At 31.6% G+C, this 26,638-nt stretch carries 26 protein-coding genes and 1 pseudogene; 26 read left to right on the top strand and 1 reads right to left on the bottom strand.

Annotation, left to right across the window (positions count from 1 at the left end; genetic code table 11):
- Positions 1 to 41: 41 nt before the first annotated feature.
- From dnaK to recO, 15 genes are all read left to right on the top strand, one after another.
- Positions 42 to 1,877 carry a molecular chaperone DnaK gene (dnaK, locus tag HMPREF3134_RS04450; protein WP_070441060.1) on the top strand — a complete coding sequence of 612 codons (1,836 nt, stop codon included), beginning with the start codon at positions 42 to 44 and terminating at the stop codon, positions 1,875 to 1,877.
- A 151-nt stretch (positions 1,878 to 2,028) separates the two neighbouring features.
- Entirely contained in the window at positions 2,029 to 3,162 is a 1,134-nt protein-coding gene (dnaJ, locus tag HMPREF3134_RS04445; RefSeq protein ID WP_070441057.1) for a molecular chaperone DnaJ, read from the top strand.
- Between the two features lie 4 nt (positions 3,163 to 3,166).
- Positions 3,167 to 4,105, top strand: coding sequence for a 50S ribosomal protein L11 methyltransferase (gene prmA, locus HMPREF3134_RS04440; protein ID WP_070441054.1), 939 nt, complete (start codon positions 3,167 to 3,169; stop codon positions 4,103 to 4,105).
- A gap of 1 nt (position 4,106) precedes the next feature.
- Positions 4,107 to 4,859, top strand: coding sequence for a 16S rRNA (uracil(1498)-N(3))-methyltransferase (locus HMPREF3134_RS04435; RefSeq protein ID WP_070441051.1), 753 nt, complete (start codon positions 4,107 to 4,109; stop codon positions 4,857 to 4,859).
- A 5-nt stretch (positions 4,860 to 4,864) separates the two neighbouring features.
- Positions 4,865 to 6,211: a tRNA (N(6)-L-threonylcarbamoyladenosine(37)-C(2))-methylthiotransferase MtaB gene (gene mtaB, locus HMPREF3134_RS04430; protein ID WP_070441048.1), complete on the top strand. Its 1,347-nt coding sequence runs from the start codon at positions 4,865 to 4,867 to the stop codon at positions 6,209 to 6,211.
- 129 nt (positions 6,212 to 6,340) lie between these two features.
- Positions 6,341 to 6,517 (top strand): 30S ribosomal protein S21, encoded by a 177-nt coding sequence (gene rpsU / locus HMPREF3134_RS04425; protein WP_000048060.1) that lies wholly within the window; start codon positions 6,341 to 6,343, stop codon positions 6,515 to 6,517.
- Positions 6,518 to 6,713: 196 nt separating this feature from the next.
- On the top strand, positions 6,714 to 7,385 hold the full coding sequence (locus HMPREF3134_RS04420; RefSeq protein ID WP_370591693.1) for an NfeD family protein: 672 nt from the start codon (positions 6,714 to 6,716) through the stop codon (positions 7,383 to 7,385).
- A 12-nt stretch (positions 7,386 to 7,397) separates the two neighbouring features.
- A complete protein-coding gene (floA, locus tag HMPREF3134_RS04415) occupies positions 7,398 to 8,384 on the top strand; it encodes a flotillin-like protein FloA (RefSeq protein ID WP_011275639.1) in 987 nt (328 codons plus the stop codon).
- Between the two features lie 18 nt (positions 8,385 to 8,402).
- Positions 8,403 to 9,092, top strand: coding sequence for a hypothetical protein (locus HMPREF3134_RS04410; RefSeq protein WP_070441042.1), 690 nt, complete (start codon positions 8,403 to 8,405; stop codon positions 9,090 to 9,092).
- 312 nt (positions 9,093 to 9,404) lie between these two features.
- Positions 9,405 to 10,352 (top strand): PhoH family protein, encoded by a 948-nt coding sequence (locus HMPREF3134_RS04405; protein ID WP_037550663.1) that lies wholly within the window; start codon positions 9,405 to 9,407, stop codon positions 10,350 to 10,352.
- Positions 10,353 to 10,814, top strand: coding sequence for an rRNA maturation RNase YbeY (gene ybeY, locus HMPREF3134_RS04400; RefSeq protein WP_070441039.1), 462 nt, complete (start codon positions 10,353 to 10,355; stop codon positions 10,812 to 10,814). It begins immediately after the preceding gene.
- 4 nt (positions 10,815 to 10,818) lie between these two features.
- Positions 10,819 to 11,154, top strand: coding sequence for a diacylglycerol kinase family protein (locus HMPREF3134_RS04395; RefSeq protein WP_037536612.1), 336 nt, complete (start codon positions 10,819 to 10,821; stop codon positions 11,152 to 11,154).
- A gap of 19 nt (positions 11,155 to 11,173) precedes the next feature.
- Positions 11,174 to 11,578, top strand: coding sequence for a cytidine deaminase (cdd, locus tag HMPREF3134_RS04390; protein WP_070441036.1), 405 nt, complete (start codon positions 11,174 to 11,176; stop codon positions 11,576 to 11,578).
- Positions 11,579 to 12,478, top strand: a complete 900-nt coding sequence (era, locus tag HMPREF3134_RS04385) for a GTPase Era (RefSeq protein WP_037536609.1) — start codon at positions 11,579 to 11,581, stop codon at positions 12,476 to 12,478.
- A gap of 31 nt (positions 12,479 to 12,509) precedes the next feature.
- Positions 12,510 to 13,262 carry a DNA repair protein RecO gene (gene recO, locus HMPREF3134_RS04380; RefSeq protein WP_070441033.1) on the top strand — a complete coding sequence of 251 codons (753 nt, stop codon included), beginning with the start codon at positions 12,510 to 12,512 and terminating at the stop codon, positions 13,260 to 13,262.
- A gap of 77 nt (positions 13,263 to 13,339) precedes the next feature.
- Here recO and HMPREF3134_RS04375 read toward each other — a convergent pair whose 3' ends face one another.
- Positions 13,340 to 14,731 (bottom strand): glycine--tRNA ligase, encoded by a 1,392-nt coding sequence (locus HMPREF3134_RS04375; protein WP_011275647.1) that lies wholly within the window; start codon positions 14,729 to 14,731, stop codon positions 13,340 to 13,342.
- 339 nt (positions 14,732 to 15,070) lie between these two features.
- Here HMPREF3134_RS04375 and HMPREF3134_RS04370 point away from each other — a divergent pair, with 339 nt between their 5' ends.
- The 11 genes and pseudogenes from HMPREF3134_RS04370 to HMPREF3134_RS04320 all read left to right on the top strand — a co-directional run bounded on the left by HMPREF3134_RS04370 (position 15,071) and on the right by HMPREF3134_RS04320 (position 26,466).
- On the top strand, positions 15,071 to 15,694 hold the full coding sequence (locus HMPREF3134_RS04370) for a transcriptional regulator CcpN (RefSeq protein WP_083279102.1): 624 nt from the start codon (positions 15,071 to 15,073) through the stop codon (positions 15,692 to 15,694).
- 11 nt (positions 15,695 to 15,705) lie between these two features.
- The gene (locus HMPREF3134_RS04365; RefSeq protein ID WP_070441027.1) at positions 15,706 to 16,521 is read left to right on the top strand and encodes a pyruvate, water dikinase regulatory protein; all 816 of its coding nucleotides are present in this window, start codon (positions 15,706 to 15,708) and stop codon (positions 16,519 to 16,521) included.
- Between the two features lie 59 nt (positions 16,522 to 16,580).
- Positions 16,581 to 18,386 (top strand): DNA primase, encoded by a 1,806-nt coding sequence (gene dnaG, locus HMPREF3134_RS04360; RefSeq protein ID WP_070441024.1) that lies wholly within the window; start codon positions 16,581 to 16,583, stop codon positions 18,384 to 18,386.
- Positions 18,387 to 18,687: 301 nt separating this feature from the next.
- Positions 18,688 to 19,794, top strand: a complete 1,107-nt coding sequence (rpoD, locus tag HMPREF3134_RS04355; protein WP_011275651.1) for an RNA polymerase sigma factor RpoD — start codon at positions 18,688 to 18,690, stop codon at positions 19,792 to 19,794.
- 241 nt (positions 19,795 to 20,035) lie between these two features.
- Entirely contained in the window at positions 20,036 to 20,725 is a 690-nt protein-coding gene (locus HMPREF3134_RS04350; RefSeq protein ID WP_070441021.1) for a tRNA (adenine(22)-N(1))-methyltransferase, read from the top strand.
- Complete coding sequence (locus HMPREF3134_RS04345; protein WP_070441018.1) at positions 20,715 to 21,815, top strand: Nif3-like dinuclear metal center hexameric protein; 1,101 nt, start codon at positions 20,715 to 20,717, stop codon at positions 21,813 to 21,815. Before HMPREF3134_RS04350 ends, HMPREF3134_RS04345 begins: the two co-directional genes overlap by 11 nt.
- A 46-nt stretch (positions 21,816 to 21,861) precedes the next feature.
- Positions 21,862 to 23,208, top strand: coding sequence for a DEAD/DEAH box helicase (locus tag HMPREF3134_RS04340; protein WP_037550646.1), 1,347 nt, complete (start codon positions 21,862 to 21,864; stop codon positions 23,206 to 23,208).
- A 9-nt stretch (positions 23,209 to 23,217) separates the two neighbouring features.
- Positions 23,218 to 24,108, top strand: coding sequence for a deoxyribonuclease IV (locus tag HMPREF3134_RS04335; RefSeq protein ID WP_037550644.1), 891 nt, complete (start codon positions 23,218 to 23,220; stop codon positions 24,106 to 24,108).
- A 247-nt stretch (positions 24,109 to 24,355) separates the two neighbouring features.
- A complete protein-coding gene (locus HMPREF3134_RS04330; RefSeq protein WP_037536591.1) occupies positions 24,356 to 25,132 on the top strand; it encodes a metal ABC transporter ATP-binding protein in 777 nt (258 codons plus the stop codon).
- A 62-nt stretch (positions 25,133 to 25,194) separates the two neighbouring features.
- A pseudogene (locus tag HMPREF3134_RS04325) lies at positions 25,195 to 26,057 on the top strand (metal ABC transporter permease).
- Positions 26,044 to 26,466 (top strand): Fur family transcriptional regulator, encoded by a 423-nt coding sequence (locus HMPREF3134_RS04320; RefSeq protein WP_011275658.1) that lies wholly within the window; start codon positions 26,044 to 26,046, stop codon positions 26,464 to 26,466. Before HMPREF3134_RS04325 ends, HMPREF3134_RS04320 begins: the two are co-directional and overlap by 14 nt.
- Positions 26,467 to 26,638: the final 172 nt, after the last annotated feature.

Here is a 26,638-nt window from a genome sequence, read left to right as displayed (position 1 = left end):
AAATACCATATATTAAATATTAAAATTGGAGGAATTTTATTATGAGTAAAGTAATCGGTATTGACTTAGGAACAACAAATTCATGTGTAGCTGTTTTAGAAGGCGATGAACCTAAAGTAATTCAAAACCCAGAAGGTGCTAGAACAACTCCATCAGTTGTGGCATTCAAAAATGGTGAAACACAAGTCGGTGAAGTAGCAAAACGACAAGCTATCACTAACCCAAACACTGTACAATCAATAAAACGTCATATGGGTACTGACTATAAAGTAGATATTGAAGGTAAATCTTATACACCTCAAGAAATTTCAGCTATGGTATTACAAAACCTTAAAAGCACTGCTGAAAGTTATTTAGGTGACAAAGTAGATAAAGCTGTTATCACAGTTCCTGCATATTTCAATGATGCTGAACGTCAAGCCACAAAAGATGCTGGTAAAATTGCTGGTTTAGAAGTTGAACGTATTATCAACGAACCTACTGCAGCTGCATTAGCATACGGTTTAGATAAAACTGATCAAGATCAAAAAGTATTAGTATTCGACTTAGGTGGCGGTACTTTTGACGTATCAATTCTTGAATTAGGTGACGGTGTATTCGAAGTACTATCAACTGCAGGTGACAACAAACTTGGTGGTGATGACTTTGACCAAGTAATTATTGACTACTTAGTATCAGAATTCAAAAAAGAAAATGGCGTAGATTTATCTCAAGATAAAATGGCATTACAACGTTTAAAAGACGCTGCAGAAAAAGCTAAAAAAGACTTATCTGGCGTTTCACAAACTCAAATTTCATTACCATTTATTTCAGCTGGTGAAAGTGGTCCATTACACTTAGAAATTAGCCTTACTCGTTCTAAATTTGAAGAATTAGCTGATTCATTAATTAGAAGAACTATGGAACCAACTCGTCAAGCATTAAAAGACGCTGGTTTATCAACTTCTGAAATTGACGAAGTTATTCTTGTAGGTGGTTCAACACGTATCCCAGCAGTTCAAGAAGCTGTTAAAAAAGAAATTGGTAAAGATCCTCATAAAGGTGTAAACCCAGACGAAGTAGTAGCAATGGGTGCTGCAATTCAAGGTGGCGTTATCACTGGTGATGTTAAAGATGTTGTATTATTAGACGTAACACCATTATCATTAGGTATTGAAATTATGGGTGGACGTATGAATACGTTGATCGAACGTAATACTACAATCCCAACTTCAAAATCTCAAGTTTATTCAACTGCAGCTGACAACCAACCAGCAGTGGATATTCATGTATTGCAAGGTGAACGTCCAATGGCATCTGATAACAAAACTTTAGGAAGATTCCAATTAACTGACATTCCACCGGCTCCACGAGGTGTACCACAAATCGAAGTAACATTTGATATTGATAAAAATGGTATCGTTAATGTAACTGCTAAAGACTTAGGTACTAATAAAGAACAAAATATTACTATTCAATCAAGCTCTGCTCTTTCTGATGAAGAAATCGACCGAATGGTTAAAGATGCTGAAGAAAACGCAGAAGCAGATAAAAAACGTCGTGAAGAAGTAGATTTAAGAAATGAAGCAGATAGCTTAGTATTCCAAGTAGAAAAAACAATTACTGACCTTGGCGACAATATAAGTGATGACGATAAATCTAATGCGGAAAGTAAAAAAGATGCTTTAAAATCTGCTCTTGAAGGGCAAGATATCGAAGATATTAAAGCTAAAAAAGAAGAACTTGAAAAAGTAATTCAAGATTTATCTGCAAAAGTATATCAACAAGCTCAACAAGCTCAGCAACAAGCCCAAGAAGGTACTCAACAAACTCAAAACGATAGCAATGTTGAAGATGCTGAATTTAAAGAAGTTAATGATGATGAAGGTAAAAAATAATTGCTAACCGTTTGTAAAGTATGCTTTAATTAGCAAACTATTATGAATGTAAGCCAAAAAGTCAAAGTCAATTGAACATTGGCTTTGACTTTTTATTTTATAACTTCGTTCTTTTAAACCTAGTAAATAATTAAGTTAAGGAGAGATGATTGTGGCTAAAAGAGACTATTATGACGTCCTAGGTGTAAGTAAAGATGCATCTAAAGATGAAATCAAAAAAGCATATCGTAAATTATCAAAAAAATATCACCCTGATATCAATAAAGAAGAGGGTGCAGATGAGAAATTTAAAGAGATTTCAGAAGCTTACGAAGTCCTAAGCGACGATAATAAAAGAGCAAATTATGACCAATTTGGTCACGACGGACCTCAAGGTAGTTTTGGTGGTCAAGGATTTAGTGGCCAAGACTTTAGTGGATTTGGCGGAGGTGGATTTGAAGACATCTTCAGTTCATTCTTTGGTGGCTCACGTCAAAGAGATCCTAATGCACCTAGAAAAGGTGATGATCTACAATATACAATGACACTAGAATTTGAAGAAGCTGTATTTGGAACTAAAAAAGAAATCTCAATTCGTAAAGATGTGACATGTCACACTTGTAATGGCGATGGTGCTAAACCAGGTACAAGTAAAAAAACATGTAGTTATTGTAATGGGGCAGGTCATGTGTCAGTTGAGCAAAATACAATTTTAGGTCGTGTAAGAACTCAACAAACATGTCCGAAATGTGATGGAACTGGTCAAGAATTTGAAGAACCATGCCCAACATGTCATGGTAAAGGTACAGAAAATAAAACAGTTAAATTAGAAGTAACTGTACCTGAAGGTGTAGATAATGACCAACAAATTAGACTTGCTGGCGAAGGAACACCAGGAGAAAATGGCGGACCACACGGCGACTTGTATGTCGTATTTAGGGTCAAACCTTCTGATAAATTTGAACGTGATGGAGACGATCTTTATTACAATTTAGATGTTAGTTTCCCTCAAGCTTCTCTTGGGGATGAAATAAAAGTTCCAACACTTAATGGTAATGTTATGTTGACAATTCCTTCTGGCACTCAAACTGGTAAACAGTTCCGATTAAAAGATAAAGGTGTCAAAAATGTTCATGGATATGGTCATGGTGATTTATTTGTTAATATTAAAGTAGTTACACCTACAAAACTAACAGATAGACAAAAAGAAATAATGAGAGAGTTTGCTGAATTAAATGGTGAATCGATTGAAGAACAACCATCTAATTTTAAAGATAGAGCACGCAAATTCTTTAAAGGAGAATAAGCGAATGAACTGGACAGAACTTTCGATTGTTGTAAACCATGAAGTTGAACCTTTAGTTACTGATATATTAGAAAATTATGGATCAAATGGTGTTGTAATTGAAGATTCTAATGATTTAATTAATCAACCTGCCGATAAATTCGGTGAAATTTATGAACTGAAACAAGAAGATTATCCTGAAAAAGGTGTCCGGTTAAAAGCTTATTTCAACGAATTAAAGTTTGATGATTCTTTAAGAAATAATATTAAGACAGCTGTCACTAACCTTGAAAATATTGATTCAACTGTTTTAGATTTTTCTGAGCAAACTATAGCTGAAGTAGATTGGGAGAACGAGTGGAAAAATTATTTTCATCCCTTTAGAGCCTCAGAAAAATTCACAATTGTGCCAAGTTGGGAACAATACACTAAAGAAGATGATTCTGAAAAGTGTATTGAATTAGACCCAGGTATGGCATTTGGAACTGGAGATCATCCAACAACAAGCATGTGTCTAAATGCAATTGAGACCTACGTTAATCCTGACAATTCCGTTATTGATGTTGGAACAGGTTCTGGTATATTAAGTATTGCCAGTCATTTACTTGGAGTTAAAAGAATTAAAGCTTTGGATATTGATGAATTGGCTGTTAACGTTGCTAAAGAAAACTTTGCTAAAAATCATTGTGAAGATGCAATTGAAGCTGTACCAGGAAACTTATTAAAGAATGAAACTGAAAAATTTGATATTGTTATTGCAAATATTTTAGCTCATATTATTGAAGATATGATTGAAGATGCTTATAATACTCTAAATAAAGATGGTTATTTTATAACATCAGGTATTATAGAGGAAAAATATAAACAAATATTAAATCAAATGGAAAATGTTGGATTTGATATTAAATCAGTAAATCATGACAATGGTTGGGTATGTATTGTAGGTCAGAAAGTGAGTGAATAATTTGCAAAGATACTTTATCAATCAAAACGCTGATGAAAGTCAGCGTTTTTTTATAACAAATAAAGAAGATATACATCATATTACTAATGTGATGAGAAATACAATTGGTAATCAGATTATTATAACATTTAAAGATAAAATAGTTTTCAAATCGGAAATTATTACTATTGAAAATGAGTCAATTGAAATTAAACTAATAGAGCAGATTGATATCAATTCAGAGTTACCAGTACAGGTTACTATATGTAGTGGATTAATTAAAGCCGATAAATATGAATGGCTAATTCAAAAAGCTACTGAATTAGGTGCTGATAGTTTTATAGCTGTAGAAATGGACAGATCTGTAGTAAAGCTTACCTCAAATAAAGTTCAAAAAAAATTAGAACGCTGGCAAAAGATTATTAAAGAGGCTGCTGAACAAAGCTATCGCTTAATTATTCCTAATATAATTTTTAAGTCGAATTTAAATGAGATTTATGATACTATTAATCATTATGACTATATCTTGTTAGCATACGAAGATGAAGCAAAACGTGGTGAAGTTAGTCTTTTTAAAGAAACCTTGAAGAAGTTTAAAACTAACGATCGTATTTTATTAATATTTGGTCCTGAAGGCGGCTTTTCAGAAAATGAAATCAATTTATTAAATGAAACGAGTTTCAATGTTGGTTTAGGACCTCGAATTTTACGGGCAGAAACGGCGCCACTTTACGCTTTAAGTGCTATCAGTTATGAAAATGAATTAATGGGGTGAATATTATGTCAACAGTTGCGTTTCACACATTAGGTTGCAAAGTAAACCATTATGAAACTGAAGCAATTTGGCAATTATTTAAAGACGCTGATTATGACAGAGTTGATTTTGAAACTAATGCAGACGTCTTCGTAATCAACACTTGTACAGTAACAAATACTGGAGATAAAAAAAGTAGACAAATAATTAGAAGAGCAATTCGACAAAATCCAGACGCAGTGGTATGTGTGACAGGGTGTTATGCTCAGACATCTTCTGCAGAAATCATGGAAATTCCTGGCGTAGATGTAGTGGTAGGTACACAGGATAGACATAAACTATTAGACTATATCCAACAATTCAGAGAAGAACGTCAACCAATCAATGGTGTTGGAAATATCATGAAAAATCGTACATATGAAGAATTAGATGTACCATATTTTACTGATAGAACAAGAGCTTCACTGAAGATCCAAGAAGGGTGTAATAATTTCTGTACATTTTGTATCATACCATGGGCGCGTGGATTAATGCGTTCACGTGATCCAGAAAAAGTGGTTGAACAAGCTACTCAATTAGTTAACGCTGGTTATAAAGAAATTGTTTTAACTGGTATTCATACCGGTGGCTATGGTCAAGATTTAAAAGATTATAATTTGGCACAGTTACTCCGTGATTTAGAAGAAATTGATGGACTTGAACGAATTAGAATTTCTTCTATTGAAGCCAGTCAATTAACAGATGAGGTCATTGATGTTCTAAAACGTTCAAATAAAGTTGTTAGACATTTACATGTTCCATTACAATCAGGTTCAGATACTGTCTTAAAACGAATGAGACGTAAATATACTATGGAACATTTTTCAGAAAGAATCATGAAATTACATGATGCATTACCAGATTTAGCTGTTACAAGCGATGTTATAGTTGGATTTCCAGGTGAAACGGAAGAGGAATTTCAAGAAACTTATGATTTTATTGTTAAACACAAATTCTCTGAATTACATGTTTTCCCATATTCAGCTAGAATTGGTACACCTGCAGCTCGTATGGATGATCAAATTGATGAAACTATCAAAAATGAACGTGTGCATAAATTAATCACATTAAGTGATCAATTAGCTAAAGAATATGCCTCTAAATTTGAAGATGAAGTTTTAGAAGTTATTCCTGAAGAAGCTGGCGAGATAGAAGGAACATTGGTGGGGTATGCTGACAACTATATGAAAGTACAATTTGAAGGCAATGACTCTTTAATCGGTCAAATTGTAAAAGTAAAAATCGCTAAAGCTGATTATCCTATTAATACAGGTAAAGTCGTGAGAATTGTAGAACACGCAACGAACAAATCTGAAGAAGGCGTATTATTATAATTTTTAAAATTTATAATAATTTGGAATTGACCATAATAAATTCATATATTATACTAAGTAAAGCATAGTTGTATCCTACTATGCAATGACTTTAAAGTTCCGTTGATATTTGGAGGGAGGGAAATACAGATGTCTAAAACAGTAGTACGTAAAAATGAATCACTTGAAGATGCATTACGTAGATTTAAACGTTCAGTATCTAAAAGTGGTACTATCCAAGAAGTACGTAAACGTGAATTTTACGAAAAACCAAGTGTTAAACGTAAAAAGAAATCAGAAGCTGCACGTAAACGTAAATTCAAATAATTAATAACTCTGTTGACTCCCTCAACAAGAATATTAATTATATATATGCTCTCGATTAGTTAAACTAGTCGAGAGCTTTTTTATGTTAAAGATTCTACTATCACTATTATAACTAAGTTTATTCATGTATAATTGGAATTGAGAGCGAGGTGAAATTGTGACCTATTTCATTGCAATACATACAATTATCAATTCCATTTTAACCACTAATAATTTATTTAATAATTTATCCCAGTTCGTAACGAGTCCATTAATATCACTTATATTAACATGTATCATTTTTTTAGGCTTTTTATATCAATTGTATTCGAAGCGTATTAACTTTGCAGGAATTATTGCAATACTTGCACTTTTAATTCTCTTTCTCGGTTTTTTAATAAACGGTGATGTTAATCTGATTTCTGTATTGCTATTCTTCGTTGGAGCAATACTCGTTATTATTGAATTATTTGTCATTGGTGCGGTCATAGGTATTATTGGTATATCACTGATTATACTTAGCATAATAATGTTAGGAGATAACATTCTCTTGATGCTATTAAACGTTGTGATTGCGTCAATATTGGCAATTATTGAATGGGTGATATTAGTGAAATGGTTTAAAAGGAAAATTCCATTTTTAGATAAAGTTGTGTTAAAAGATTCTACTAATTCAGAAGCAGGATATAGATCTCACGATGATCGTTCTCATTTAGTTGGTCAAACAGCTCGTACTGTGACAGATTTAAGACCTGCAGGAATTATAACGCTTGATAATGAAAGAATAGATGCCGTATCAGATGGCGCTTTTATTTTAAGAAATAAAGAAGTTAAAATTCTTGAGGTAGAAGGATCTAGAGTTGTTGTTAGAGAGATTGAAAATACATAGAGGAGTGGTTAAATGTTTGGATTAGGCATTATAGTTATAGCAGTAATCATTGTCATTGCTTTACTAGTGTTATTCTCATTTGTCCCAGTAGGACTTTGGATATCAGCAATTGCTGCTGGAGTTAAAGTAGGTATTGGAACATTAGTAGGTATGAGATTACGTCGAGTATCACCGCGTAAGGTAATTGGTCCATTAATTAAAGCACATAAGGCAGGTTTGAACCTTACAACAAATCAATTAGAATCACATTACTTAGCGGGGGGTAATGTAGATAGAGTAGTCGATGCAAATATTGCTGCTCAACGTGCAGATATTAACTTACCATTCGAACGTGGTGCAGCTATTGACTTAGCTGGACGTGACGTTCTTGAGGCAGTTCAAATGTCTGTAAACCCTAAAGTAATTGAAACACCATTTATTACTGGTGTTGCAATGAACGGTATAGAAGTAAAAGCGAAAGCTAGAATTACTGTACGTGCAAACATCTCTCGTTTAGTTGGTGGTTCCGGAGAAGAAACAATCATTGCTCGTGTAGGTGAAGGTATTGTTTCTACTATTGGTTCAAGTGAGCATCATACACAAGTACTTGAGAACCCTGATAACATTTCTAAGACTGTCTTAAGTAAAGGTCTTGATTCAGGTACAGCCTTCGAAATTTTATCTATCGATATCGCTGACGTAGATATTGGCAAAAATATCGGTGCTGACTTACAAACAGAACAAGCACTTGCAGATAAGAATATTGCACAAGCTAAAGCTGAAGAACGTCGTGCTATGGCCGTAGCTTCTGAACAAGAAATGAAAGCGCGTGTTCAAGAAATGCGTGCTAAAGTGGTTGAAGCAGAATCTGAAGTTCCACTTGCGATGGCAGAAGCATTACGTGAAGGCAATTTGGGTGTCAAAGATTACTACAATTTAAAAAACGTAGAGGCTGACACTGGCATGAGAAATGCGATAAACAAACGTACTGAACAAAATGAAGATGAATCACCAAAGTAAAATTTAAGGGGTGATTAGATGAATATTGGTATTATAATTTTTATAATATCCATAATTGTTACAGGTATTAGTGCGATGAGGGATAAGAGTCATGAACAAAGAAAAAATCAAAGACCCCCTCAGCCAAAAAAGTCAACTTCTGACAAAAAAGAAACTCATGAAAAAGGCTTTTTTGAGCAAATTGAAGAAGCATTTAGTGAGTTAGAAAAGGAATTTACAAACGAAGATAAACCATCTAACAAACAAAAGAAAGCTAAACAGCGTAACACAAAACGTGTTTATCAGGATCAAAAACTTGAAAAAGAAATCGAAAAAGAGAGCGTACCAGAGGAATTAGAGCGTTCTACAAGACAACGTGGTAGAGTTGAAAGAGAAACACGTCAATCTGCCAATTCACGCGAGAGCAATAGAGACTCGAATAAACTTCAAAAAGAATTAGAAAAACAACTTGTAGACGATTTATATAACGTACGTACAGAAATCGACCGTGAAAAAGAAAAACAACTTTCTAGAATTGAAAATAAAGCAAGAGCTATTATCAATGATAAAAATCTATCTGAACGTACCAAACGCTATAGATTAAAACAATTGTTAAATAGTAAAGCAATAGAACAAGATATGACACATCAAAGTTTTCAGTTTGATAATGATCCTGTTGTAAATGGTATTATATGGCAAGAAATTCTCAATAAACCTAAACAATTATAATTTGAAGAAATGTTATAATTTTATAATTAAAAATTATATTTAACCCGAATTTCATTTTTAAATGATTTTCGGGTTTTTTTATTTTATTAAAAAGAAAAGGCTCATATTATAATTTAATAAATCAGCACACAAAGCCAATTAAATTTGTATACTTTAACAGACTTTAGTAAAATTTAAATGAAAGTTAATTTACTAAACTTAATTAAGTTTTACTTTTTTGAAGATTAACAAATCATGTTTAATTTTTGAATTTTAAGTGAAACTAATATAATCAAAAGATTTTACATTGTTTAAGTGAAAAGGAGCGCTTGTATGCCAGGAATAATTCAAATAGACGATATTAACCATTCTCAAGCATTAATTGGTAATAATGATGAACATATTAATGCGATTGAGGAGGCATTTGATGTCGAAATACATGCTCGTGGCCAAGAAATAGCAGTTAAAGGTCAAAAAATAGAGCCTGTAGAAAAGTCAGAATTAGTTCTTAAAAATTTATTAAAAGTAATTGAAATGGGTAACACAATTACATTAAAAGATGTAGAAGCTGCAATAAAAATGGCTAAAAATGATACAATACATCACCTTATTGATTTATATGATGAAGAAATTACAAAAGATGCTTATGGAAAAACTATTAGAGCAAAAACTATGGGACAAAGACTATATGTTAATGCAATGAAGAATAATGACTTAGTCTTTGGCATTGGGCCTGCAGGTACTGGTAAAACTTTTTTAGCAGTGGTATATGCAGCTAAACAACTAAGAAAGGGCTCAGTAAAACGTATTGTATTAACAAGACCAGCTGTTGAAGCAGGAGAGTCTCTTGGATTTTTACCCGGTGATTTAAAAGAAAAAGTAGACCCTTATTTAAGACCTCTTTATGACGGATTAAACACTGTATTAGGAAGAGAACAAACAGCTCGATTTATAGAGAGAGGTACTATTGAAATTGCGCCTTTAGCCTATATGCGTGGTCGTACACTTGATGATGCGTTTGTGATTTTAGATGAAGCTCAAAATACAACGCATGCTCAAATGAAGATGTTCTTAACACGACTTGGGTTTGGTTCTAAAATGGTAGTAACAGGAGATCAAACTCAAATCGATTTACCAAAAGGTGTTAAAAGTGGACTAAAAGAAGCAGTCAAAAAATTACATGGTGTCAAAGGAATTAACATTATGCAATTAGATCAAAGTGATGTTGTAAGACACCCATTAGTAAGTAAAATAATTGATCGCTATGAAGGAGACATTTAAATGTTTACAATTGATTTTAATGATCATACAGACCTGGTAAATGAATCTTGGTATCATCAGATTGAAAATTTACTAAATTTTGCTAAAGAACAAGAGCAAATTAACGAGGATGCTGAACTTTCAGTCACATTCGTAGATAAAAATGAAATTCAAGAAATAAATAAAACTTATCGCGATAACGATAAAGTAACAGATGTTATTTCATTCGCTCTTGAAGAAGACGAACCAGAAATTGTTGGACTAGATATGCCTAGAGTTCTCGGTGATATTATTATCTGCACTAATGTAGCTGAAGAACAAGCTGACTCATACGGGCATTCATTTGAAAGAGAACTTGGATTTTTAGCGCTTCATGGATTTTTACATTTATTAGGTTATGATCATATGAATGAAGAAGATGAGAAAGAAATGTTTGGCCGTCAAGACACTATACTAAATGCATATGGATTGACTAGAGATTAAACATATTAAACGTTTTAAACATACGTATGATGGGTTAAAAACGCTTCTTCTAAAAGATCATAATTATTTACTACATATCATTATTGCTTTTATAACAATTATTTTAGGTTATATTTATCAATTGAGTGCTATAGAGTGGTTATTTATATTACTAGCCATCTTTTTAGTATTAACCTTAGAAGCTGTTAATACTGCAATTGAATGTGTAGTTGATTTGGTTACAATGGATTATCATGAACTTGCTAAACAGGCTAAAGATATTGCCGCATTTAGTGTTATGTTGGTATCAATATTTGCTTTAATAACTGGATTAGTTATATTTTTACCTCATATTTTCTAACTATAAAGGGGATGTTTAAATGACTTATCGATCACATTATTTTCAAGAAGCTAGAGAAGCTCAAAGCCGTGCGTATGTACCATACAGCAACTTTAAAGTAGGTGCTTATTTAAAGACCAAAGACGGCCGTACGTTCTATGGTGCTAATGTTGAAAATGTAGCTTACCCTGCTACCATTTGTGCTGAACGTTCTAGTTTAGTGGCCGCAATTTCTGAAGGTTATCGACCTGGAGATTTTGAATCAATAACAGTAACTGTTGATTCTGAAAAACCGTCTTCTCCTTGCGGAACTTGTAGACAGGTACTTAAAGAATTATGCGATGATGATATGCCGGTATATATGACAAACCATAAAGGGGAATTACTTGAGTCAACTGTGGGAGATTTATTACCACATGGCTTTTCAGGAAAGGATTTAGAATAAATGACAGAACATAAGTCAGGATTTGTATCAATAATAGGAAGACCGAATGTAGGAAAATCTACATTTATGAATAGAGTTATTGGCCATAAAATTGCAATTATGTCCGACAAGGCTCAAACAACTCGAAATAAAATCCAAGGTGTAATGACTAGAAATGATGCACAAATCATATTTTTAGACACACCGGGTATTCATAAGCCTAAACACAAATTAGGTGATTATATGATGCGTGTTGCAAAAAATACTCTATCTGAAATTGATGCAATCATGTTCATGGTTAACGTTAATGAAGAAATCGGTCGTGGCGATGAATATATCATGGAAATGCTAAAGAATGTTAAGACGCCCGTTTTCTTAGTATTAAATAAAATCGATTTAGTTCATCCTGATGCTTTAATGCCAAGAATAGAACAATATCAAAAATACATGGATTTTACTGAAATCGTACCAATATCAGCTTTAGAAGGACTAAATGTTGACCATTTTATAGATGTGTTGAAAACATATTTACCTGAAGGTCCAAAATACTATCCAGATGATCAAATCTCAGATCACCCTGAACAGTTTGTTGTCAGTGAAATCATACGTGAGAAAATTTTACATTTAACTAGTGAAGAAATTCCGCATGCAATAGGCGTAAATGTAGATAGAATGATTAAAGAAAATGACGAGCGTGTTAGAGTTGAAGCTACTATTTTTGTTGAGAGAGATTCACAAAAAGGTATTGTTATCGGTAAAGGTGGCAAAAAACTAAAAGAAGTCGGTAAAAGAGCAAGACATGATATTGAAATGTTACTAGGCTCAAAAGTTTATTTGGAACTATGGGTAAAAGTTCAAAAAGATTGGCGAAATAAAGTTAATTTTATTCGTCAAATGGGATATATTGAAGATCAAGATTAAAAATATTTGATTTTAGAAAGGTCGTGAAACTATGCTCGAAAAACAAAAAGGTATCATCATAAAGTCCGTAGATTATGGAGAATCTGATAAAATTATTACAATATTAAACGAGCATGGTGCAAAAATACCATTAATGGTTAGACGAGCTAAAAAATCAAAAACAGGTTTGCAAGCCCATACGCAACTATTTGTGTATGGCTTATTTATTTATAATAAATGGAAAGGTATGGGTACATTAAGTTCAGTTGATGTTATCAATCAATATTATTATTTACGTTTAGATATATTTAATAGTAGTTATGCTACGTTATGTGCAGAGGCAATTGAACGTTCTATGGATAATGATGACATTTCACCGTTCCATTACCAACTTTTACACTTCGTACTCGAAAAGATTTCAAATGGTGATTCAGCTCAATTAATGTCAATTATAGTTCTTTTAAAATGTATGAATCGTTTTGGGTTTACAGCATTTTTTAATCACTCAGCTATTTCAAATAGCTTTGATCAATCAAAATTAGTTGCGTATAGTTTTGTATATGATGGAACTATTCTTGAATCAGAATTACACAAAGACCCACATGCCTTTCGAATATCTAACAAAACGTTATACTTATTAGATGTTTTACAAAAATTACCAATTGATAAAATGAATCAATTTAACATTAGCCAAGAAATATTAGATGAAATGTCAGAATTAATATTATTAATTTATAAAGAATATGCAGGCATGTACTTTAAAGGTCAAAAGCTAATTAACCAACTTAAACGTATACAATATTAATATCCAACAATACTCACACTTAAAACCCCACCACAAAGAAATTTGAGGTGGGGTTAGTACTAATTATTCACATTTTATTAGAATGCCACTTTTTCAGCTAAAAATGTTTCTAACTCTGAAATAGGCATACGCACTTGTTCCATTGAATCACGGTCACGTACTGTAACTTGATTATCTTCTAATGAGTCAAAATCAAATGTAATACAATAAGGTGTACCAATTTCATCTTGTCTACGGTAACGTTTACCAATTGATTGAGACTCGTCAAAATCAATTGCAAATTTAGAACTTAATTGTTCGAAAATCTTAATAGCTTCTTCAGATAATTTTTTACTTAATGGTAAAACAGCGGCTTTATAAGGTGCTAGAGCAGGGTGGAAATGCATCACTGTACGTGCATCTTTGCTTCCTTCAACACCTTCTTCTTCATATGCATCACATAAGAATGCTAATGTAACACGATCAGCACCAAGAGATGGTTCAATACAGTATGGAACATACTTTTCGTTTGTTTCAGGGTCGTGATATTTAAAGTCTTCACCTGAATGTTCACTATGTTTTTTCAAGTCAAAGTCAGTACGGCTTGCGATACCCCATAATTCACCCCAACCAAATGGGAAGCGATATTCGATATCTGTCGTAGCATTAGAGTAATGAGATAACTCTTCTTCGTCATGGTCACGTAATCTCATGTTTTCTTCATTGATATTTAAATCTTTTAACCATTGACTAGCAAATGTTTTCCAATAATTTTGCCATTCAATTTCTTCACCAGGTTTACAGAAGAATTCCAATTCCATTTGTTCAAATTCTCTAGTTCTGAAGATGAAGTTTCCTGGTGTAATTTCATTACGGAAAGACTTACCAATTTGACCAATACCAAATGGTAATTTTTTACGCATAGAACGTTGCACGTTTTTGTAATTCACAAAAATACCTTGTGCAGTTTCTGGTCTTAAGAAAATTTCATTTGTAGAATCTTCTGTAACACCTTGGAATGTTTTAAACATAAGATTAAATTGACGAATATCTGTCCAATTAGCAGTTCCACTTACCGGACATACAATACCTTCATCATCAATAATACGTTTCATTTCATCGAAACTCAAACCATCAGCGATAAAGTTTTCGTCGCCTTTTTCTTTTTGCATGTAATCTTCAATTAATTTATCTGCACGATAACGAATCTTACTATCTTTATTGTCAATCATAGGATCATTAAAGTTACCTAAGTGACCTGAAGCTTCCCAAGTTTTAGGATTCATTAAAATTGCAGCATCAATACCAACATTAAATGGTGATTGAGTTATGAACTTCTGCCACCATGCTTTTTTTACGTTATTTTTTAATTCAACACCTAATGGGCCATAATCCCATGTATTTGATAATCCACCATAAATATCACTACCAGGAAATACAAATCCTCTGTGTTTCGCTAATGATACAATTGTTTCCATATCTTTAACCATATAATCTCTCCTTATTTAATACATAAAAACGCCCCAAGACAATAAATAAATGTATAAATTACATTTATCATTATCTTGGGACGAGTTAATTTATTTTACTATATTGTTTTAATATAGTTGATACCTTAATAACCCGCGGTTCCACCCAAATTAGTGTAGCCACTCTCTTTTATAAAGTTTTAATATTAGCCAAATTAAAAATTGTTAAGCTTACACCACCCTTAACTCGCTTACTATTAGTTTAATAGATTGATTATTTAATAGCAAGAAATTATATGTATTTGTAGCTACATAAATAAATAGGTATAATAGACGTGAATAAAAAAGGGGTGAAGACCTATAGAACTTAGTAAAAGACAAGAACAAATCATTGAAATAGTCAAAAGCGGTGGACCCATCACTGGAGAACACATTGCCGAAAAATTAGATTTAACGCGTGCTACTCTAAGACCTGACCTAGCAATTTTAACTATGTCCGGTTTTTTAGAAGCTAGACCTCGAGTTGGTTATTATTATTCAGGAAAATCAAAAAACAAATTAATGACCGATAAATTACGCCAATATGTTGTTAAAGACTATATGTCTCCACCAGTCATTGTAAAAGAAGATATGACTGTTTATGATGCTATTTGTACCATCTTTTTAGAAGACGCAGGTACTTTATTCATTACAAATGAGCATAATGATTTTATAGGCGTTTGTTCAAGAAAGGATTTGTTACGAGCATCTATGATTGGAGAGGATATTCATACAATGCCTATCAGTGTAAACATGTCTAGAATGCCTAACTTAACTTATTTAGAAGAAGATGAACTTATTATATATGCTGCAGATCAAATGATAGAGAAAGAAATCGACTCAATACCCATTGTAAAAAATAAAGATAATAATAAATATCAAGTCACTGGTAGAATTTCAAAAACAACAATTGCAAAATTATTTGTATCATTATTTAAAGAATAGGTGGTAGAACGATGGAAAATATAAAGATAATCATCGCTTCTGATTCAATTGGAGAAACTGCTGAATTAGTAACAAGAGCATGTATTTCTCAATTCAATCCAAAGGAATGTAAACATGAATTTTTAAGGTATCCTTATATCGAGACAAAAGAGGACATTGATGAAGTTATTCAAGTAGCAAATGACAGAAATGCAATTATAGTTTATACGTTAGTTAAACCAGAAATGAAAACATATATGGAAAGTAAGATAGGTACTAATAAGTTACGTTCTATTGATATTATGGGACCATTAATGGGCTATTTGAAAGATGCTTTTGAAGAGAATCCATATAATCAACCTGGTAGAGTCCATCGTTTAGATGACGCTTATTTTAAGAAAATTGATGCGATTGAGTTTGCGGTAAAATATGATGATGGAAAAGACCCTAAAGGATTACCTAAAGCGGATATAGTATTAATTGGTGTTTCAAGAACATCAAAAACTCCTTTATCTCAATATTTAGCCCATAAAAGTTATAAAGTGATGAATGTTCCAATTGTACCTGAAGTAACCCCACCGGACATGTTATTTGACATTGACTCATCAAAGTGCATCGCTTTAAGAATTAGTGAAGAAAAATTAAATCGTATTAGAAAACAACGTTTGAAACAGCTTGGATTAGGCGATTCAGCTAGATACGCTAATGAAATACGTATTAAAGAAGAGATTAAATACTTCGAAGATATCGTAGACAGAATTGGATGTGCAGTCATTGATGTATCTGATAAAGCAATTGAAGAAACAGCTAATGATGTTATTAATATAATCGAAAGTCAATCAAAATAGTTTTAATTTATCTTTAGACAAAGTATAATATTATGACTACAATTTATAGGTGATATATATTGCGTATTGAACAATCAGTAATTAATGAAATTAAAGATAAGACCGATATTTTGGATTTAGTAAGTGAATATGTAAAATTAGAAAAAAGAGGACGCAATTACATTGGTTTGTGTCCTTTTCATGATGAGAAGACTCCTTCGTTTACTGTATCTGAAGATAAACAAATTTGTCATTGCTTTGGTTGTAAAAAAGGTGGTAATGTCTTTCAATTTACTCAAGAGATAAAAGATTTATCATTTGTAGAGGCTGTAAAAGAGCTAGGAGAAAGAATTAACATTTCAGTTGATATTGGTAATAGTAGTGACTATACAAGTCAAATAGCATCGAATGATTTAACAATGATTGAGATGCATGAATTAATGCTTGAATATTATCAATATGCTTTACTTAAGACAGTAGAAGGTGAAGAGGCATTAAATTATCTAAAAAAACGTGGTTTTACTGAAGAACTTATTAAATCACGTGGTATTGGTTATGCGCCTAATCATACTCACTTTTGTCATGACTTTTTACAACAAAAAGGTTATGATATAGAACTCGCGTACGAAGCTGGTCTTTTATCACGAAATGAAGAAAATTTCAGCTATTTTGATAGGTTTAGAGATCGCATTATGTTCCCTTTAAATAATGCTCAGGGTCGTATTGTGGGCTATTCAGGTAGAACATATAATAATCAAGAACCTAAATATTTAAACAGTCCGGAAACACCCATATTTCAAAAGAGAAGATTATTATATAATCTTGATAATGCTAGAAAGCATATACGAAAAAATGATGAAGCCATTTTATTAGAAGGATTTATGGATGTAATTAAATCCGATTCATCAGGACTAAAACCGGCCATTGCAAGTATGGGAACAGCTATATCAGATGAACACATTACTGTTCTAAAAAAATTAACATCTCATATTACTCTAATGTTTGATGGTGATTTCGCTGGTCAAGAAGCAACAATTAAAACTGGGCAACACTTTTTACAACAAGGATTTAATGTTTTTGTGGTTCAATTACCTAAAGATATGGATCCAGATGAGTATATAACTAAATATGGTAATGAAAAATTTCTTGAATATGTAAATAATGAAAAGAAATCATTTATCATTTATAAAGTAAATAAACACAAAGATGAAATTGCTAATAATGACTTAGCTTATGAACGTTATCTTAAAGAAGTTACCCAAGATATTGCATTAATGAATTCTCAAATTTTGCAGAATAAGATAATCAAAGATGTAGCACATATATTTAATGTTGATTCTAATACTCTAAATAACAATGTGTTGAATCAACAACAATATATTCCTAGCGAACCTCATTTTAACGATTATCAATCATATGATAGTGAAATACAAAATAATACAAATAATTTATTTAGTCATTTATCAAAACATGAAAGTGCTGAAAGAGCCTTACTTAAACATTTTATGAATGATAAAGACTTATTCTTAAATTATCATAAGCAACTTGAAAGTGGTGACTTTGATAATCAATTTTTCAAACGTATATATAGTGTTTTAGAAGATTTTTACGCTGAAAATGACAGTTATACAATTAGCGATATGATACTTTACACAGATAATGATAATTTGAGAGATGCAATTATCGCTTTGGATAATTATGATTTAAATCAAGAGCCTTATGATAGTGAAATAGAAGATTACATGAATGTCATCAATGAATCAAAGTATGGAGATACACTTGAAGAATTAAATCATAAATTACGTGAAGCGTCACGGATAGGCGACGTAGAATTGCAAAAATATTATTTGGAACAAATCGTTAATAAAAATAAAGCTCGTATGTAACTATTATTATAAAAACTGCTATGAAATTGCTTACTTTAATAAATCATATAAATAGTATTTCTATTTAATAACCATTATTGTATAATGGTTATTATGCGTTTTTAATGGGTAGATATGGAACATAAGTAACATTTAATTAATGTGATGTCGTTTAAATATAATTGATATTAAACATTCAAATATTGAATATGAAATGTTACCATTATTATGAATTTTTATTAATACTTTTCTTATTATATTGAAATATTATATAATTAAATATCTTGTTTCAAAACATATATTACTATTGGGAGGCCTTTTCATGTCTGATAACCAAGTTAAAATTAAAAAACAAACAATAGATCCGACATTAACATTAGAAGATGTTAAGAAACAATTAATCGATAAAGGTAAAAAGGAAGGTCACCTTAGTCATGAGGAAATAGCCGAAAAATTGCAAAATTTCGATATGGATTCTGATCAAATGGATGATTTCTTTGACCAATTAAATGATAATGATATTAGTTTAGTAAATGAGAAAGATAGCTCAGATACTGATGAAAAATTAAACCCAAATGATTTAAGTGCCCCTCCAGGTGTCAAAATTAATGATCCTGTAAGAATGTACTTAAAAGAAATTGGCCGAGTTAATCTACTAAGTGCTCAAGAAGAAATTGAATTAGCTAAACGAATTGAGCAAGGTGATGAGATTGCTAAGTCTAGGTTAGCTGAAGCTAATTTACGACTAGTTGTAAGTATCGCAAAAAGATATGTTGGACGTGGCATGTTATTCCTTGATTTAATTCAAGAGGGCAACATGGGATTAATAAAAGCTGTTGAGAAATTTGATTTTAGCAAAGGATTTAAATTCTCCACTTATGCAACTTGGTGGATTCGACAAGCAATTACAAGAGCGATTGCCGACCAAGCACGTACAATTAGAATTCCAGTCCACATGGTTGAAACAATTAATAAGTTAATACGTGTTCAAAGACAATTATTACAAGATTTAGGTCGTGATCCTGCACCTGAAGAAATCGGAGAAGAGATGGATTTACCTCCAGAAAAAGTACGTGAAATTCTTAAAATTGCTCAAGAACCAGTATCATTAGAAACGCCAATAGGTGAGGAAGATGATAGTCATTTAGGTGACTTCATTGAAGACCAAGAGGCGCAAAGTCCATCTGACCATGCAGCTTACGAACTTTTAAAAGAACAATTAGAAGATGTTTTAGATACGCTTACTGACCGTGAAGAAAATGTTTTACGCTTAAGATTTGGTTTAGACGATGGTCGAACAAGAACACTTGAAGAAGTTGGTAAAGTCTTTGGTGTTACACGTGAAAGAATTCGTCAAATTGAAGCAAAAGCACTAAGAAAACTTAGACACCCAAGTCGAAGTAAGAGATTAAAAGACTTTATGGATTAATTTTAATAATTCGAGTTAAAACTTTATTTATTTTCAATGCTCATAGAGTACTTAACGTTTAAAATTTTGAAATATTCATTTCAATTAATTAGTTAATTTGTAGCATTTACTAATTAATGATTCTATTATCTACCATGATAATTCAATTCTATTTTAAACGTTACTATATTGAGCTAAAGAGAATTTTAGGCTGAGACACTTAACTTTGTCCCAGTCTCTTTTTATAGTAAAGGAGATACCTATGATAACTTTAAATCAAAGATTAACTTCTGTTTGCAATTACCTTGTTCCCGGAAAATTGGCTGACATTGGTTCTGACCATGCATATCTTCCAATTTATGCAATTCAAAATAATTTAATCTCTAGTGCTATTGCTGGAGAAGTTATTAAAGGTCCATATGAAGCAGCAAGAAAAAATGTATTAGTAAATCAACTTAATGATGTAATTGATGTTCGATTAGGGGATGGATTGAGTGTTATAAGCAAAAGCGAATCAATACAGAATATAACTATTTGTGGTATGGGCGGTCCGTTAATTGCTAAAATATTAAAAGAAGGAAAAGAGCATCTAGTTCAAGGTCCTAGACTAGTTCTACAAAGTAACATTCAGACTGAAGCATTAAGATATACTTTAATGTCTATCAACTATCACATTGTTGATGAGATTATTATGGAAGAAAAAGGACATATTTACGAAATAGTTGTAGCTGAATACAATACTACTAGTGAAAATTTGAATAATAAAGAATTAAAATTTGGACCTAAGCTATTACAAAAGAAAAATGAAATTTTTTATAAGAAATGGAATCATGAATTAGAAGCACTTAAACATATTCGCAATCAATTGAATTCAGAATCACATCATGAGAGACTTAAAGAAATAGAGAATGATATATCATTAATTACTGAGGTGTTAAATTATGAAGATTAAAGAGTTAATGTCTATTGTTGATAATCACGTTCCTCTCAAAACAGCAGAAAGTTGGGACAACGTTGGATTACTTATAGGTAATAATGAATCTGAAATCAATGGTATTTTAACTACTCTGGATTGTACCGACTCAATTGTTAACCAAGCAATAGATAATGGTTACAACACGATTATCGCTCATCATCCACTCATTTTTAAGGGAGTAAAATCAATTATTGATGATGGTTATGGACAATTAATTCAAAAAATTATTCGTCATGATATTAACCTCATTGCTCTACACACGAACCTTGATAACCACGTTAATGGTGTAAACCAAATGCTAGCTAATAAATTAAAGTTAAACAATATACAATTTTTAACACAAGAAAATGAAACCTATTTTAAAGTTCAGACTTATATACCTAAGGAAGATATAGAAACCTTTAAAAATAGCCTTGATCAAGTAGGACTTGCAAAAGAAGGTAATTATGAATATTGTTTTTATGAAACTGAGGGCCGCGGTCAGTTTAAACCTGTAGGTGAAGCTAAACCATATTTAGGTCAAATAAACAATATTGAATACGTGAACGAAGTTAAAATTGAATTTATGATTAAAGATAGTCAATATGAATTAGCTGAAAAAGCAATTATTAGCAACCATCCTTATGAAACGCCAGTTTATGATTTTATTAAAATGACTAAAACTGCTAATTATGGACTTGGTAAAATCGGGAATATGGAAGAAGCAATGCCATTAGCTGAATTTGTGAAATTTGTGAAAAAGCAGCTTGATATACCTAGTGTTAGATATACTGGTGATTCTGGTAAACTCATTCGAAATGTAGCAATTATTGGTGGCTCTGGAATTGGATTTGAATCACTTGCCTTCAATAAGGGGGCTGATATCTTTATAACAGGGGACGTTAAACACCATGATGCACTTGATGCACAGACTAACGGCATAACCATTTTAGATATTAATCATTATAGTGAATATGTAATGAGAGAGGGACTTAAAGATTTATTGAAGCATTGGTTAAATACTGAAAATGTAAACTTCCCAATTGAAGCTTCTAATATTAATACAGACCCATTCAAATATAGCTAAAAAAATTTAATCAACATCAATTGAATATTTTAAGGAGGCCTAATCGATGGCAACTCATCCATTTGAGTTATTTAATTTAGACTCAAAACTTATAGAAGCAATTAAAGATTTAAAATTTGAAAAACCAACTGAAATTCAAAATAGAATAATTCCTAGAATTAAAAAAGGAGTTAATTTAATAGGTCAATCTCAAACAGGTACAGGGAAATCGCATGCATTTTTATTACCTTTAATGGATAAAATAGACGTTGAAAATAAAGAACCTCAATCTATCGTGGTGGCACCTACAAGAGAATTAGCACAACAGTTATATCATGCAGCAAGCCATCTAGCTACTTTTAAACAGGGCGTTAAAGTTAGTTTGTTTATTGGTGGTACAGATATTGAAAAAGATAGACAGCGTACAAGTAATCAACCGCAATTAGTAATAGGAACACCAACTAGAATTAATGATTTAGCTCAAAGTGGTCATTTACATGCGCACTTAGCATCTTATCTTATAGTTGATGAAGCTGATTTAATGATTGATTTAGGATTAATTGAAGATGTAGATTTAATTGCATCACGTCTTGATGAAAATGCACATATAGCTGTCTTCAGTGCTACTATACCTAAATCCTTACAACCATTTTTAAATAAATATCTTAGTAATCCTGAGTATGTAGAAGTTGATTCTAAATCTCAAAATAAAAAAAATATCGAATTTTATCTAATTCCAACTAAAGGTACTGAAAAAGTAGATAAAACACTTCAATTAATTAATATTTTAAATCCGTACTTATGTATTGTATTTTGTAATAGTAGAGATAATGCGGATGAATTAGCTAATTCATTAAATGCAGCCGGTATTAAAGTTGGCATGATACACGGCGGTTTAACACCTAGAGAGCGTAAGCAACAAATGAAACGTATACGTAATTTAGAATTTCAATTTGTTATCGCAAGTGATTTAGCTTCTCGAGGTATAGACATTGAAGGCGTTAGTCATGTTATTAATTTTGACGTACCTAAAGATATTGACTTCTTTACACACCGTGTGGGTAGAACAGGTAGAGGTAATTATAGAGGTGTGGCAATAACACTTTATAGTCCGGATGAAGAACATTTAATCACATTAATTGAAGATAAAGGCTACCATTTTGAAAATGTTGATGTGAAAAATAATGAATTAACACCAATTAAAGCACATAATACTCGACGTAAGCGTGTAAGAAAAGACGATCACTTAACGAACGAAGTGAAACATAAAGTGCGAAGTAAGACTAAAAATAAAGTCAAACCAGGTTATAAAAAGAAATTCAAACAAGAAGTCGAAAGAATGAAGAGACAAGAAAGAAAACAATTTAGTAAAAGACAAAATAGACAACAACGAAAAAATAATAAAAAGGGTTAGGTGAAAGCAATGTTACTTGGGTCACATGTTTCTATGAGTGGTAAAAAGATGTTAGAAGGTTCTGCAGAAGAAGCACACAAATTTGGTGAGTCTACATTTATGATTTATACTGGCGCACCTCAAAATACAAGAAGAAAGAGCATAGAGGATTTAAATATCGAAAAAGGACATGAAGCCATGGATAAATATGGTTTATCTAATTTAGTCGTCCATGCTCCATATATTATAAACATCGCTAACACTACTAAACCGGAAGTCTTTCAATTAGGGGTAGATTTCCTTCAAAATGAAATTGAACGAACACAAGCTTTAGGTGCTAAAGATATTGTTCTACATCCTGGTTCACATGTTGGCGCTGGTGCTGATAAAGGTATTCAACAGATTATTAAAGGATTGAATGAAGTTTTAACTCATGATAATGATGTGCGCATCGCTCTAGAAACTATGGCTGGAAAAGGATCTGAAGTTGGACGAAGTTTTGAGGAAATCGCACAAATTATTGACGGGGTTACTCATAATGATCGACTATCAATTTGTTTCGATACATGTCACACTCATGATGCTGGATATAACATTAAAGAGGATTTCGATGGTGTATTAAATGAATTTGATAAAATTATTGGCTTAGATCGAATAAAAGTGGTTCATGTTAATGATAGTAAAAATGAGCAAGGTGCTCATAAAGATAGACACGAAAATATTGGATTCGGTCACATTGGATTTGACGCATTAAATTATGTAGTACACCATGATGTTTTCAAAGATATACCTAAAATTTTAGAAACACCCTATGTTGGTGAAGATAAAAAAAATAAGAAACCACCTTATAAATTTGAAATAGAGATGTTAAAAGCACAACAATTTGATTCAGAATTAAAATATAAAATTCTTCAGCAATAATTATTATTAATTGGAAGTGAATCAAATATTAATATTTAAGGCTATGATGTAATAAAACAATAGCTGTATAACCTTAAAAGGCGTTAAACCATAACTCTTCACAGACTTAATAATTTTCTCAGGAGTGATACAATTAATTTTACAATAATTCAGTATCGCTCCATTTTATTATCTATTAAATCAAGTCGTAAACATTACTATTTACAACTTCTAAACTTAACTGTATAGTATTAAACGAGGTGAAATAATGAATCAACCTGTTTTTGAATTAAAAAATATCGATTATCAATTTGATAATAAACAAGTTTTAGAAAATATTAATATACACATAAATAAAGGTGAATTTTTAGCAATTGTGGGTCCCAATGGAGCAGGTAAGTCTACTTTACTAAAAATCATATTAGGGTTGCTTCCGTTGCAAAAGGGCGAAATATATATAGATGGAAAATCATATAAAAAGCAAAATCAATCTGCTTTAAAGATAAGTTACGTATCACAAAAAGCTACAGCCTTTAATGCTGGATTTCCAGCAAGTGTTAAAGAAGTGGTACTTAGTGGTCTTACTAAAACAAAAAAGTTATTTCAAAAATTTAATAAAAAAGATGAAGCACTTGTCGATGACGTTTTAACTAGATTAAATATCAATCATCTTATCAACAAGAATATTGCAGAACTTTCCGGCGGACAACAACAGCGTGTATTAATTGCTAGAGCTTTAATCTCCAATCCTTCTGTCTTAGTTTTAGATGAACCTACAAATGGTATTGATGCAAAACATGTAAGTGAATTTTATGAAACGCTTGAAAGATTAAAAGATGAAGGTATAACGATTATATTAGTAACACATGACATTGGCGTTGTAGCTGATACAGCAACAAAAGTAGCATGCTTAAATAAACATTTACATTTCCATGGATCAACCGAGGACTTCAAAAAACTAGACGAAGTTGAAATTTCTAAAATTTATGGTCACCCCATTAAATTTGTAGATCATCAACATAATAGAGAATGTTGTGAAGTTTAAAATTTAATATATTAGGAGTAACAAAATGAATGTATTAATTAAACAAGTGAGTGGTGATATCCATGATTGAAGCGTTATTAAATTTCGACTTCATGAGATATTCATTACTTAGTGGTATTTTAATTGGATTTATTGCACCTTTAATTGGTGCTTTTATAGTTGTAAGAAGATTATCTTTGATTGCAGATGCGCTTAGCCATGTTACACTAGGTGGTATCTCATTTGGCATGTTTATACTAACTTTGTCACCCGCACTAACTATCATTAATCCGATGTGGTTTGGTATATTATATGCTATTGTAGGTGCGCTTTTAATTGAAAAGTTAAGAACATCGTATTCTAACTATCAAGAGATTGCCATACCAATTATAATGAGCACAGGGATTGCACTAAGTGCCATTTTTATTTCTCTTGCAGATGGATTTAACCAAGAAATTGTAGGTTTACTATTTGGTTCCATAAGTGCGGTCAGTCTTAGTGATTTTTTAACGGTTGTAGTTATAGCAATTGTCGTTGTTTTATTTATTACTTTATTTTATAAAGAATTATTTATACTTTCATTTGACGAAGAATATAGTAGAGTTGTAAATATTCCTAAATGGATTCAATTTTTATTTATAGTTATCGTGGCTATGGTAATTTCTGCTTCAATGAGAGTGGTTGGCATACTTTTAGTCAGTGCATTAATAACATTACCCATTGCTATAGCAATGAGAATAACTAAAGGTTTCAAACAATTAATCATTTTAAGTGTCATAATTGGCGAATTTTCAGTTATAATGGGCCTTGTTTTAGCATTTTATATGAATATTTCACCGGGTGGTGTTATTGTAGTACTATTAGTTTTATTATTAGGACTTACAATGTTATTCCAAAAATCAATTGTAAGACTTAAAAAGGGGCAATAACTTATGAATACAAATGATGCAATTAAAATTTTAAAAGATAATGGTTTGAAATATACTAAGAAACGTGAAGATATGATTAATATTTTTGTTAAAGAAGATAAATACATTAATGCAAAACATATTCAACAACAATTAGACAAAGATTATCCAGGTATCTCTTTCGATACAATTTATCGTAATTTACATTTATTTAAAGACTTAAAAATTATTGAGAGTACTGAATTAGATGGTGAAATGAAATTTAGAATTGCTTGTATGAATCATCACCATCATCACTTTATTTGTGAAAATTGTGGTGATACTAAAGTTATTGATTTTTGTCCAATTGATCAAATAAAGGTGTATCTACCTAATGTAGATATTCACACCCATAAACTAGAAGTTTATGGCGTATGTGAAGAATGTCAAAAACAAAACTCAAAATAAAATTTTTTGAAATATAAATATCAATTGTTTTTACTAATACACTTAAATGATTTAATAATGAATTATTGTAAGACAAAATTGCAAATATATATTAGCAATCTAAACTGAGAAAGTGTTAATTGTAGCTTTCTCAGTTTTTTTGGCTCTATAATAAATTGGACTGATGACTAAA

The organism is Staphylococcus sp. HMSC14D10, assembly GCF_001808125.1.
GTDB lineage: Bacteria > Bacillota > Bacilli > Staphylococcales > Staphylococcaceae > Staphylococcus > Staphylococcus haemolyticus.
Note: the sequence above shows the minus strand (reverse complement) of the source record. Positions and strands in the feature narration are given on the sequence as shown.